Genomic DNA, 13,133 nt, shown 5'->3' on the forward strand with positions numbered 1-13,133 from the left:
CGATCAGGTTGCCCGTGGCTCGACGAACATCCGGCCGCGCATCTCCATGTGGAGCGCATGGCAGAACCACTGGCAATAGAACCAGTGCACGCCCGGGCGGTCCGCCACGAAGGTGACAGAGGATGTCGCCTGCGGCCCGACCTCCATCGCGATGCCGAAGTTGGCAAGGCAGAAGCCGTGGGTCAGGTCGTCGATATCATCCATGTTGGTGACATAGATGGTGACCTCGTCACCCTGCTTGACCGTGAACTTCTCCATCGAGAATTCCGGCGCGACGGACGACAGGTATACGCGCACCTTGTTGCCATCCCGGATGATCTCTTCGTGACCCCAGTCCAGATCGACGCCATCGGCCTCGGCCTGTTTGCGCGCATCCTCCCACATCGGGTCGTCGCGCTCCCAGTTGGTGGCCGGGTTGACGATATCTCGGCGGACGATGATGGAATCATGCGGCTCCGCGAAGGTCGGGCCATCGTGCACCACTTCCATGCCATCCGACGAGATGTCGATCAGCTGCTCGTTTTCCGGCTTCAGGGGGCCAACGTTGATGAACCGGTCCTTGGAGAACTTGTTCATCGAGATCAGCCACTTGCCGTCGGCCTCCTTGGTCTCACCCATGGAGGTGGAGTTGTGGCCCGGCTGGTAGTGAACGTCGACCTTGGAGATGATCGGGTCGACCTCTTCCCCGGCGTACTGCTTGATAGCGTCCTCGATGTTCCACTTCACGACCTGGCTGTCGAGGAACAGCGTGGTGAACGCATTGCCCTTGTCGTCATAGGCCGTGTGAAGCGGGCCGAGGCCAAGCTGCGGCTCTGCCACGATGCAGGACCGCGGATCGGCATCCTCCTCGAACAGCGCGTCGAGCTTGGTGACATCCATGACCGACACCGTCGGCGACAGCTTGCCGTTGATGCACACATGCTTGCCGTCGGGCGCAGTGTTGATGCCGTGGGGCGAGTTCGGGATCGGAATGTAGCGGGTGTACTTCTTGTTGGATCCCTTGCGCCCGTCGATCACCTTGACGCCGTTCAGCTCCTGATAATCGCCCGCTTCGATACCGGCCTCGATCTCCTTGAGGTTGAAGACGACAACGTGGTCCATCTCGTTCTCGGTCATCTCGGCCAGGTTCATGCCCATTTCCGAGTTGTAGGAGGTCGAGAAGGCATACTTGCCCTGGTAGTCGCAATCGGTGTTGTCGAGGTTGCCCGACACCATCACCTGCCAGGCGATCTCCATCGTGTCACCGTCAATCGCGGTGTAGATATTCACGTATTGCGACGGATCGTCGAGGATCTTGCCGTCGTTGACCAGCGGCGCCTCGTGCTCGCCATTGGCGAAAACATAGCCGGTGCGCGGGAACTTCTGCGGACGCAGGCCGTGGATGTCATGCGCGTTCGGGATCTCGATGATCTTGTCGCATTTCATCACGTCGCAACGGACACGGGCCACGCGGGTGTTGGCCTTGTCGTTCATGAACAGGTAGCGACCGTCGTAGGTGCCATCGGTGAACGACATGTGCGGGTGGTGCAGGTCGCCGTTGTCGTAGGTGACCTTGCCGTTGGCGGCGAGGAACTTCTTCGTCTCCTCGGTCAGACCTTCGGTGAGAATCTTCAGACTCTCGTTGGTCTGGCCCCAGCCGGTGGCAGAGCAGCGGTTGAACACCGGGATCCGCATCAGCTCGCGCATGGACGGCACGCCCAGGATGCGCAGTTCACCGGTCTGGCCCGAAGACCAGAAGCCGTAGTAGTCGTCCAGCTCGCCGGGCTCCAGATGGACAGAGCCGGTCTGCGCCTTAGCGGGTGTAGCGGACATCATTGTCCCGCCGATGCCGGTGGAGGCGAGCACTGCCCCCGTGGCCGTGGCGCCGAGCATTCCGCGGCGTGTCATCGCCAGTTGTTTCAGTTTCTCAGACATGGGCGTTCCCTCCTTCAGGTTCTGTTTTCTTTGCGTTCGGGTGGTTCGAGGGCGGCATCTTCAGGGCAGAGCCGACCTTCTCGCGCCGCTTCATCTTCTTGATGACCACGGGGCATTTCGTTTTCGACTGGTAGAGGACCTGGCAATGCAGGCAGTCCACGCATTCGTTCGGGTTGATCTCTCCGGTTGGGTGGATCGCCTGCACCGGGCATTCGTTGGCGCAGGTCTGGCAGGGCGATCCGCATTCCTTGTAGCGGCGCAGCCAGTCGAACATCCGGATCCGTGCCGGGATCGCGAGTGCGGCCCCCAGCGGGCAGAGGTATCGACAGTAGAACCGCTCGATGAAGAGACCGGCCAGTAGCAACGCCAGCGCGAAGACCACAAACGGCCAGTCGCGAACGAACTTCAGAATGATCGCCGTCTTGAACGGCTCAACTTCGGCGAGATGCTCGGCAGTGGGGATCGATGCAAGCGAAACGCCGAACAGACCAAGGAAGATCATGTACTTGGCCGGCCAGAGGCGCTCATGCAGCCCCCAGGGAAGGGTCCATTGCGGCACCTTGAAGAAACGGGCGATCTGGTTGGTCAGCTCCTGCAACGCGCCGAAGGGGCAGAGCCAGCCGCAATAGGCACCACGCCCCCAGAACAGGAGCGCGGCGGCGACGGCAAACCACTGGATAAACACCAGCGGATCCATCAGGAATGCGTCCCAGCTGAAGCCTGCGCGCAATTGCCCGGCCAGCGCCATCAGGTTGACGACGGACAGCTGCGCATTGGCGTACCAGCCGATGAAGAACAGCGTCATGGTCAGATAGCCGATCCGGAACCAGTAGAAGACGCGGGCATTCATCGTCGCCTGGAACTGGAAGAAGAAAGTCGCGGTCAGCACCAGAAGCATTGCCCCCAGCACCACAATCTCGACAGTCTTGTCCCGCCAGATCCGCTGCCAGAGCGCAGATTTTGCCGCGGCTTCGTCTCCGGCATTGTCGACCACCTGCGGCGCGGGTGGCGCCAGAAGATAGCGTTCTGGCAGGGTATAGCCGAGGTCGAACGTCAGAAAGACCCGCTCCAGCGCTCCGACAGACCGCTGTACCAGAAGTTGCAGAGTAAACGGCTCGGCCGGGTCGAACTCCATGTCGGCAGGGATCTTGAAGAGATCCAGTTCCTTGAAGCTCGGCCCGCCAGGTGCGGCGAGATCACCCAGCCGTCGATGCTGCTTGTCAAAGAAGCGCGCCGAGGAATCGCCCTGGATCAGTTGAATCCGGTCGAAGATACCCCCACGCACGTAGCCCGATCCCTTGAAGGAATAGGTGCCCCGACCCAGCACGAGGATCGCGTGCTCGCCTTCTTCCAGCCACTCCACGAGGTTTTTGTACTCGTTGTCCCCCAGCAGCGAGCGTCCGATGGTGGGCACCGAAACCAGCGCCATGTGCATATCAATGAAGGTGTCGTCGGAGTCGCCCCGTTCCGGCCGCTTGATTGCGCGCTCATCGCCTGTCGCCTCGAAGGCGGCGTTGACCTGCCCGACATCGAGCGTCAGCCGCCGGATTGAACCATCACCGGACAACGTGCCCCAATCGGCCGTCTCGGTCATGGACATGTCGAGTTCGCGCTTGGGCCCGGTCACTTCCGGCACCAGCCCGCCAAGGCCAAGCGCACGCGCCACCTTGATACCGCCGCGAACGATGGAATCGTCGATCACCATGATGGTGACGGTTGCCCCGGAGATGATGTCGAGGTCGTGCGCAGAGCCGTATTCCTCGACTTCGGCTTTCAGGTCGAGCCCGGCATAGGATTGGGTGAGCGCCTTCACCTTGCTGTCCGGAATACCGATCAGCACAATGGGCTCGGAGTGCTTGACCAGTTGCACGCCAGTCAGCACCGCATCGTTGTCGATCGCCGCGACAACGTGGATGGGCTTGCCGGAATAACCGGTCGTGCCAACGAAATCGGATGTCAGGAATGCCCAGGCGAGCGTCTCGCCACCCTTCAGCAGCGGCGCCACGGCGACATCGTCGCGTACCGGACCGAACGAATCGGCCTCGGGATGGAAATCGGATGCCGTGAGTTGGGGGAGGAAACTGGCGAGCGTTTCCGCATTCGCCGTGTGGGTCGAAGCTCCGAGAACGGAGACTGCAAACACAAGGGCCAGGAACCAGCCAGTGAGGGTGCGCTTCACGTTCATGTCGCCCTCCCTTCGACCCGGGTTGGCTCCACGAACAATATTTCTGCCAAGTCTATTGCCTTTTTGTTGCGGGCTGGAGGTCCGCGATTGTCAGCCCAGAACCGGGCCGGGTTCCGCGTGTGTGTATCGCATTCGGGGCCGCGCTTCTGGGGTTCCCGCACCATGTGCGTGTCCCAACCGGCTTCGCCCGAAAGGCTGAAACCCGTCACGATCATGCAAAGCGGACAGTCGCGGCAATCGAAGCAGGGCACGTCGTCGCCCGCGATCTCGTTGCCATCGGCATCAACCCTGATCTCGACGATTCCCGACGTCGAGCAGATTTCGAGCAGCTCTCCGGCCTCATACGCCAGACCACGCACCGGGAAGATCGATTGCAGGACAACGGACAGCACCAGGACACCAAGAAAACACCGCGGAAGCCACTTCCACGGTTGGTTCCTGAACTGTCGTAGGTGCGGAAGCGGTAGCATTCAGCCTCTGTCGCGATCGTGCGATGTTGCGTTGCCGACGTCTTGGACGTCTGTCCGGCAACCTTCCTTGACTTTTGTTAGGGTTGCCGACGAAAGTCTAGTCGCCGCGGCGGAACATGTCACCCGACCCGTTGGATTTCCGCGCGGTGCCAAGTCCGCAACAGCATGTATCGCCGACGCCTTTTTGCCCCGCAGTTGGGCGCAAGCCGTGGATCTCCAGTTTGAAGAGCGTCGCTTTCAACGCGTGTTCCAGGGGTTCGATCCTTCCCGAGACCCTGGATTGCCCCTTCCCGGACACATGCGCCGCAACGAGCGGCGCCGTGTTCGGTAGACGCTCTCTCTCGCATTCGCGGGCGACCGCAGGATCGTGTATCGTTCGGGAGCCGACAGCCTGAACCGGACGACGCCCGAAACGCCGATCCCCGATGATGGACCCGAAAGGAGCCGGACTTGACCAAATACAAGGATGCGTTTGCGCATCATCCGGAACTGCGCGACCTCGTTGCGGATCCGGAAAGTTCCTTTTTCCGGACATTCCAAGCGCGGCGCTTCTTCGAGGACAAGCCCGATCTTCGGTGGGTTCTCGATCACCTCCATACCGATGACGCACGCGAAGCAACTCGCAGGGATGCGTTGGCCGGCCACGATGGCGATCTGTGGATCTTTGCCTATGGATCCCTCATGTGGGATCCGGCGATTCATTTCGTCGAGGTCCGGCGCGCGCGACTGACAGGGTACGCCAGGCGCTTCATTCTCAAGGACATTTATGGCGCGCGTGGCACGCGGGAGAACCCGGGATTGATGGCCGCGCTTGACCGGGGGGATACCTGTTCCGGGCTGGTGTTTCGCATCGCCGCCGAAGCGGTGGATCATGAGACAGAGATCCTCTGGAACCGGGAGAAGATCGGTCCGGGATACCTGCCCACTTTCGTGACGGCGGAAACAGATCGGGGGCCCGTGCAGGCGCTTACCTTCGTGGCGAACCACGACGCGCCGGCGATCTGTCCGGAACTGGACCCTGCGGAGCAGGTCCGTTTCATCGCCACGGGCTCCGGTTTCATGGGCAGCAGCCGCGACTACCTGGCCAACATCATCGACCACTTCAACGCCCTCGGCATTCAGGATCCCGATTGCCACGCCCTGCTCGAGGCGGTCGATACCTATATCGCGACCACATCGGACGGCGCGACGCCATGACCGCTTGTTGACTGAGACCCTGGACCAGCCACCGGCACCGCGGCAGTGGAGCACATCGGGAACAGCCGCGCGCGGGCCGATCCTGCGCGCAGGCGACGTTACTAACCGACCGAGGCCCCCCTTGCGTCCGCACTTTGCCAATGCCGGTTGGGAGGTACCTTGATGTAGCTTGGCGTGCCGACACGCGCGCCGCACGGTGGTGCCTCAGCTTTTCACAAACAGCTTGCGCTCGACATTGCAAAGCGGCTCGGCGGGACCGTCGTCGCGGATCAGGATCGTTTCGGTTGTCTCCAGACCCCAGGTGTCCATCCAAAGGGCCGGCATGAAGTGAAACGTCATGCCCGGCTCCAACACGGTCTCGTCCTCGCTCCGAATCGACGCGGTACGCTCGCCCCAATCGGGCGGGTAGCTGAGGCCGACCGGATAACCCATGCGCCCCGAGCGCTCGATCCCGCATCGCGCCATGACGGCCATGAAAGCGTTGGCGATATCGCAGGTACGGTTCCCCGCCCGTGCAGCTTCGAGCCCAGCGGCAATGCCCTCGATCTGCGCAGCCTCGACGCGGCGCACATCGTCTGGTGGCGTTCCGAGGAAAACGGTTCGGCAAAGCGGCGCATGATACCGGCGATAGCAGCCCGACAACTCAAAGAACGTGGCTTCACCCTCTCGCATCGGCGTGCCATTCCACGTCAGGTGGGCCGCAGTGGCATCGAGCCCCGACGGGGTGAGCGGCACGATGGCCGGATAGTCGCCCCAATCGTCCCCGACGCCAGTGATGCCGGCATGCAGGATGTCGGCCACCAGATCGTTCTTTCGCACGCCGGGCGCTGCTCGGTCGATTGCGGTCCGGATCACATGTTCCGATATACGGGCCGCCTTGCGAATGAAGGCGATCTCGTCGCTCGATTTCACAAGCCGTTGCCAGTTCACCAGCGCGGTCGCATCGACAAGGCCCGCGTCGGGGAGCTCGGCGCCCAAGACGGCATGCGCCTTGGCCGAGTAATAGTAGTTCTCCATCTCGACGCCGATGCGGGCCCGTTGCAGGCCCCGCCCCTCAAGATGCCGTGCAAGGTCCTGCATCGGGTGCACGACAGTGGATTGCACGAAATGGTCACCATATCCGAGGATATTGTCGTGCTGCATCCAGCAAGTCCGGCGACCGCCCATCATATCCATGTGACGCCCCCACCAGACCGGCTCGTCTTCCATCGTGACGATCACGCCCTGGTGCACGTAGAAGGACCAGCCGTCGTACCCGGTCAGCCAAGCCTGGTTGGACGGGTCAGTGACAAAGAGCGCATCGAGCCCGGCGGCTGCCATTGCAGCGCGCACGCAGGCAAGACGCCGTTCGTATTCCGCGATACTGAACGGCGCGTTGGACGTTGTCATTGACGACCTCCCTTCCTGTTTATCAGCCTAGCACGGACGTCACGGCTCGCACCGTGCCCGCCACCACCTGATCGGCTTCTTCGCGGGTCAGGCAGAAGGGTGGGGCAAACCCGAGTATGTCGCCCTGGGGCATGGCGCGGGCGATGATATTGTCCTGCTCCAGCAGTTTCCCGGCAATTTGCGGACCGATCTTGTCTGCGGCATCGAAGAAACGGTGGCCTACCTTGTCAGCCACGAATTCCACGGCGCACAGCATACCCTCGCCACGCACATCACCGACATGTGGGTGTTCGGTAAGCGCATCGCGCATCGTCGCATTCAGATAGCTGCCAACCGACCCGGCATTCTCGATCAACCCAAGGCTGTCGAGCAATTTCAGGTTCGCCACGCCGGCCGCTGCACCAATCGGGTGCGCGGAGTAGGTCCAGCCATGTCCGATGGGGCCATTTTCATCCGTGCCGCGTTCCAGCACCTTCCACATCCTGTCCGACACGATGGATCCGGACAGCGGCGCATAGGCCGAGGTCAGGCCCTTGGCGATCGTGATCAGGTCGGGGCGCATCCCGTAGTGGTCGGAGCCGAACATCGTGCCCAGACGGCCGAACCCGGTGACCACCTCATCGGCGATCAGCAGGATATCGTGACGCTCCAGTACCGCCTGAATCGCCGGCCAGTATCCTTCGGGCGGCGGCACGATGCCACCGGTGCCCAGCACCGGCTCACCGATGAAAGCGGCGATGGTGTCCGCGCCCTCCCGGTCGATCAGCGCCTCGAGGGAGGCCACGCATTCTGCCACGAACTCGCTCTCGGTCTGGTCGCGATTGCTGCGACGGAAATAGTACGGCGCGTCGGTGTGAACGACCTGCGACAGCGGAAGGTCGAACTTCTTGTGAAACAGCTCCAGCCCGGTCAGCGACCCGGTCATCAGCCCTGATCCGTGATACCCCCGCCAGCGCGAGATGATCTTCTTCTTCTCCGGGCGGCCAAGGATGTTGTTGCAGTACCAGATCAGCTTGATGTTGGTTTCATTCGCATCCGACCCTGACAGGCCGAAGTAAACCTTGGACATATGATCGGGTGCGCGGTCCAGAACCATCTTGGCCAGGGTGATCGAGGCTTCGGTACCATGGCCGACATAGGCGTGGTAGTAGGCCAGTTCCTTCGCCTGATCTGCGATTGCCTCTGCGATAGGTGCCCGTCCGTATCCGGCATTCACGCAGTAGAGCCCCGCGAACGCATCCAGCAGGCGGTTTCCATCGCGATCCTCGATATGGCATCCGGACCCTCCGGTCAGGACGCGGTGAGGCTGATTGCCCCGCGCGAACCCCGCCAGATGAGTCGAGGGATGAAAGAAGTTCTCGCGATCCCAGTGTTCAAGTTGATCGTTGTGTAGCATGGGCCACCCTTCCGGCTTTGGCGGCGCGCCGCCTTGTTGCGTATGAAAGGAGCCGGTTGCACGCTTTGGGGTGACTTTCCCCGGATTGAGCAGACAGGCTCCGCTCACCCGGACAGCAGCGCGCAATGCCTTTATTGCCAGGGTCGTGACGATGTTGGAGCATACAAGGCCGGGCAAAGGCAAGAGTGTTTCGCGTGGCTTGGCGGTACGAATCGCCCAGCCTGCAGAGCCTTGACCCACCGAAGGGCGGACACATGCCATGCCCGTCTGTCGGAGCCAACTGAAGGTGGTTTGCCACCGGGGCACGCTCCGCGACAGGTCGGATGCCGGAGAGCCGGCCCTGTCGGGAGGCCCGAAGACCCACGTGTGGCGACGTCATCGCCACACGCGATCCTTTCCCCCTACTGGAGTTTCATGATCCGCTTGGCCTCAAGCTCAAGGTTTTCATAGGCTTCACCCGACACGGTCACGGCAACACCCTGGATGGTACCGCCCTCGAACTCGCCCGGCGTCTCGTAGAGCGCACTCACCGCATCGCCGCTGTCGTAACCGACACAGAGCCCGTCGCCCGACAAGGTGAACTTGGCCGGTTGGGTCCGCATCTCGCCTTCGGCGACGACCTGATCGTCGATGTAGAGCTTGGCATTGCCCAGTGTCTCGCCGGATTCTCCCTGATCGGTCTTCTCGAATTCCATTCCGAGCGTGTACTTTCCGGGCGCCAATTCCACATTGGATTCAAACACCTGCTCCGGCTGAATGCCGAGGAAGTTGTAGACGTAGTAGAGCTTGCTTTCCTTGATGAACAACGAATGCCCGCCAAAGCGCGACCCATGGGCAAAGATCACGCCTTTGGCACCTTCCTCAATCTCGACATTGGCGAGGATCTTGTAGGAACGCCCCCGAATGTTGACAGCAACGCCCTCCGGCACCGGGGCGGTGTTCGGATAGTAGACGTAGGTGTCGCGTATCTCTTCCTCGGTGGGCCGTTCAATGGTCAGGATTTCCGCGGCACTGCGGTCATCCAGTGGCAGAACGAGGTTTTTGTCGGCCTCGTCGAACCAGACCGCAATCATCTCTTCCAGTTTCTCCGGGTTCTCCTGAGCCAGATCGTTCGATTCCGAACGGTCCTCCTCCACGTTGTAAAGCTCCCAGACATCCTTGTCGAAACCCGACTTGCCGGAGAGCGGCGAATGAACGGCAACCGCCTTCCAGCCGTCTTTCCAGACACCGCGGGTGCCCAGCATCGCGAAATACTGCACGTCCTTCTGCGTGGGTGCATCCGGTTCGGCGTCGAAAGAATAGGCCATCGAAACACCCGACAGCGGATATTGCTCGACGCCATTGTAGACTTCAGGCATCTCCACGCCCGCAAGTTCAAGAAGGGTCGGAACGATATCGACCGAATGGTGGTACTGGTGGCGGATCTCGCCGCGTGCCTCGATGCCCTTGGGCCAGGAAATCACCAGCGGATCGTTGGTGCCACCGGCATAGTTCGCATAGCGCTTGAACATCTTGAACGGGGCAGAGAAAGCCGCAGCCCAACCGGTCGGATAGTGGTTGTAGGTATCCGGACCGCCGATCACGTCGAGATACTTCATGTTCTCTTCCAGATCGTCGGGGTAGTTGTTGAAGAACTTGTTTTCGTTGACCGACCCATTAGGCGTGCCTTCGCCCGACGCGCCGTTGTCGGCAGCGTACAGGATCACGGTGTTCTCAAGCTGCCCGGTCTCATCCAGATAGTCGACAATCCGTCCAACCTGCGCGTCGGTGTATTCCGAGAACCCGGCATAGACCTCGGCCATCCGGCTGAAGAGTTTCTTCTGATCGTCGTTGAGGCTGTCCCACGGCGGCACGAAATCGGCCGGGTTCGCCATGTCTTCGGGGATCGGGTTCAGCGCGGTGTTGACCGTGCCTTCGGGCAGGATGCCCTTTTCGATCATCTGCCCGGTCACCCATTCGCGATACACATCGTAGCCTTCGTCAAAGGCGCCGGCGTATTTGTCGGCCCATTCCGCCGCCACGTGGTGCGGCGCGTGGTTGGCGCCGGGATTGAACCACATGTAGAACGGCTTGGACGGGTTGGTCGCGTTCTTGTCGCGCAGCATCTGGATCGCCTTGTCGGCCAGATCCTTAGACAGGTGATATCCGTCCTCAGGCCCATAGGGCTGTTCGATGAAGTGGTTGTCCTCTACCAGATCGGGATACCAGTTGTTCGTCTCGCCCCCCAGGAAACCATAGAAGCGGTCAAACCCCTGCTGGGTCGGCCATTCGGCGCGGCTGGCACCGGGGGCCACGTCCTGCTCGGGCACGTTGTGGTTCTTGCCGATCCAGAAGGTGCTGTAGCCATTGTCGCGCAGAACCTGCGCGATGGTCGTCACCTGATCGGGCAGGCGGCCATTGGCGCCCGGAAAACCGTCCGCTGTCTCGGTGATCGAGGCCATACCGTTCAGATGGTGATTGCGGCCTGTCAGCAGGGTTGAGCGGGTGGGCGAACACAGCGCGGTGGTGTGCCACTGGGTATAGGTCAGACCCTCGGCGGCCAGCCGGTCCATTGTCGGCATATTGATCCGCCCGCCATAGGGCGACCACGCCCCGAGCCCGGTATCGTCATAGAGAACGAACAGGATGTTCGGCGCCCCGTCCGGCGCCCGTTTCGGCGTGAACGGTGTCCAGTCCGGTGTGGAATCGCGGACATCCAGTTCGATCTTGCCATTAAAGCCGTCGACAGTGGGGGCGTCCTGCGCGATTGCCGGTGTGAGGTAGATGGCCGCAAGTGCGGCCGTTGCAAAGGTCTTGATCCAAGTCATGAGCGCCTTTCCTTTTTTGATTTTGGTTTAATGGATTGTGGACCGATCGGGTTTTGCGACACGGCGGATGCAAAGGTAGCCTCTCGGCCGTTCACTGTGAATGGGTTGGTACGAAATCGAGCGGTGCGCCCACGGGGATTGGCTGTTCCCTCTTGAGGCTATCGTTGAACTCTCCTGCAATCCTAGCGGCATGGGCGATGACCCACGTATGAATATGCGGGTAGTTGAACGGCTTGTGTTCCAGCGGATCGACGTCGAGGTTGATGTGATCAGCCCCACTAGGCTCTGGACCCACTAGTCCCAACCGAACTTCAGGCTCCAAACCCCGCCGCATTCGTTGCTCTGATAACGGATTTGACTCGATTCAACAGATCGCAAAGGCTTGAGCGATTAGGTGGAGGGAGACTTATGAAGAAGGTGTTTGCAGGTGCCGTGTTGGCGCTGAGTACTTCCACCACGGCCTATGCTGTTCCTGTCAGCTACGGCGCACTGTCCAGCAACACCGATGGCAGTACCGAGGTTATCACCGACAGCCTGAACAATCTGGAATGGATGCGTTGGGATATTCTGGCTGACCTGACCTATCAACAGACGGTTGATTTGATTGGCGCGGGTGGCGCGAGAGAGAGCGAAGGCTGGATGATTGCCGACAAAGCCACGGCGCAGGCGTTTACCGATGCTTTTTTGGATGGGCAGTTCAACAACTGCTCTGTGACTGGCTCGAGCACTTGTGCGGACGGTCTGGGTGTCAATTCCGATGCTCTGGTGGGTTACAACTATAGTGCGCATCCAACTATGCTTGGGTTTTGTCTGACAACGGTGCTCTTCGGGAGGTTGGGTATATCCTAACTTTCACAGGCGCCGATCAGTTGATCAAAAACAACGAGTGGGGGTCAACAACTGATTCAGACCAACATGCTGACGGCGGTTCTTTCTCCGATCTGCCCATCTCATGGCTTCTCTACCGTGAAACCGATACACCCGCACCGGTCCCAGTGCCCGCGGCCTTGCCCATGCTCGTGATGGCACTTGGCGCTCTGAGCCTGATGCGGCGCAGACGCCGTAGTTGACACGCTCTGACAGTTCTCGAAGCGCCCAGCCAACGCGGGGCGTGTTGCTTTTGGGGTGGCAATGATTAATGGGTCCAGAGCCTAGAGTGGTCCAATCTGATTGTTAGTGCACGACTGGCCTTCGGTCCATTTGGACGCTGGTTTCCGGGGCCGGAGGGCGCAATGTCCTCTCACTTCACTTCGTTCTTGTTCTCTGTGATGCGCCCGCTGTTGAAAGGGCGTTCCAAGGCGTTGAAATAAAATCGAATGTGATTGCTACGGTATCCGAGTTCCAAGATCTTCTGACGAGGGCTGCCTCATACTCTTCAATGGTACTTTTTCTTGCCAATGATTTGCTCCAAATGGTTGTATCGAGCAATCGGCATGCGGTCTGCTGCCGAGTCGCAAGGCAGCAAAATCAAAAGGTTAAAAGGAATGGGGTTGCTGCCGAGTATTTTCGAGCAAGCACGAACCGAACCGCCCGGAGACCGGACGATTCTTACAGCCCTTGGCCCAAAATTGAGGCAAGGAGACGCTTACCCTCCCTCTACACTCTCTCTGAAACTCAAACCTCCACAGCAGTTCGCCGCTCGTGGCTCCGCTACTGAGACGGCAACAGGCCACTTCCCGCTGGCGTGCCCCCAATGGGTGGTCCGGTTTGATTGTTAGTACATCGTTGGCCTCTGGTCCATCGGAACAAGGGTTTCTGGCGCGGGTGGCCTGTAT

9 protein-coding genes are annotated in these 13,133 nt (G+C 60.6%); 3 read left to right on the plus strand and 6 right to left on the minus strand.

Annotated features, from left to right (window positions below; all coding sequences use genetic code 11):
- Positions 1-3: 3 nt before the first annotated feature.
- Genes nosZ through CLV78_RS11200 form a run of 3 tightly spaced genes read right to left on the minus strand, consistent with a single transcriptional unit; the run spans position 4 to position 4,491 of the window.
- On the minus strand, positions 4-1,914 hold the full coding sequence (gene nosZ, locus CLV78_RS11190) for a TAT-dependent nitrous-oxide reductase (RefSeq protein ID WP_106204877.1): 1,911 nt from the start codon (positions 1,912-1,914) through the stop codon (positions 4-6).
- Positions 1,907-4,099: a NosR/NirI family protein gene (locus CLV78_RS11195; RefSeq protein ID WP_106204878.1), complete on the minus strand. Its 2,193-nt coding sequence runs from the start codon at positions 4,097-4,099 to the stop codon at positions 1,907-1,909. Before CLV78_RS11195 ends, nosZ begins: the two co-directional genes overlap by 8 nt.
- Positions 4,096-4,491: a hypothetical protein gene (locus CLV78_RS11200; protein ID WP_106204879.1), complete on the minus strand. Its 396-nt coding sequence runs from the start codon at positions 4,489-4,491 to the stop codon at positions 4,096-4,098. Before CLV78_RS11200 ends, CLV78_RS11195 begins: the two co-directional genes overlap by 4 nt.
- A gap of 528 nt (positions 4,492-5,019) precedes the next feature.
- On the opposite strand from CLV78_RS11200, the gene CLV78_RS11205 reads away from it, so the two are divergent.
- Entirely contained in the window at positions 5,020-5,766 is a 747-nt protein-coding gene (locus CLV78_RS11205; RefSeq protein WP_106204880.1) for a gamma-glutamylcyclotransferase, read from the plus strand.
- A gap of 204 nt (positions 5,767-5,970) precedes the next feature.
- On the opposite strand, the gene CLV78_RS11210 is transcribed toward CLV78_RS11205, so the two are convergent.
- The 3 genes from CLV78_RS11210 to CLV78_RS11220 form a co-directional block, all read right to left on the minus strand.
- On the minus strand, positions 5,971-7,155 hold the full coding sequence (locus CLV78_RS11210) for a M24 family metallopeptidase (protein ID WP_106204881.1): 1,185 nt from the start codon (positions 7,153-7,155) through the stop codon (positions 5,971-5,973).
- A 22-nt stretch (positions 7,156-7,177) separates the two neighbouring features.
- Complete coding sequence (locus tag CLV78_RS11215; RefSeq protein WP_106204882.1) at positions 7,178-8,551, minus strand: aspartate aminotransferase family protein; 1,374 nt, start codon at positions 8,549-8,551, stop codon at positions 7,178-7,180.
- A 401-nt stretch (positions 8,552-8,952) separates the two neighbouring features.
- Entirely contained in the window at positions 8,953-11,358 is a 2,406-nt protein-coding gene (locus CLV78_RS11220) for an arylsulfatase (protein ID WP_106204883.1), read from the minus strand.
- A gap of 408 nt (positions 11,359-11,766) precedes the next feature.
- Here CLV78_RS11220 and CLV78_RS11230 point away from each other — a divergent pair, with 408 nt between their 5' ends.
- Positions 11,767-12,207, plus strand: coding sequence for a hypothetical protein (locus tag CLV78_RS11230; RefSeq protein ID WP_106204885.1), 441 nt, complete (start codon positions 11,767-11,769; stop codon positions 12,205-12,207).
- Between the two features lie 146 nt (positions 12,208-12,353).
- A complete protein-coding gene (locus tag CLV78_RS24905; RefSeq protein WP_425427943.1) occupies positions 12,354-12,428 on the plus strand; it encodes a VPLPA-CTERM sorting domain-containing protein in 75 nt (24 codons plus the stop codon).
- The last annotated feature ends 705 nt before the right edge of the window (positions 12,429-13,133 follow it).

This window comes from Aliiruegeria haliotis (assembly GCF_003003255.1).
GTDB classification, from domain to species: Bacteria; Pseudomonadota; Alphaproteobacteria; order Rhodobacterales; family Rhodobacteraceae; genus Tropicimonas; species Tropicimonas haliotis.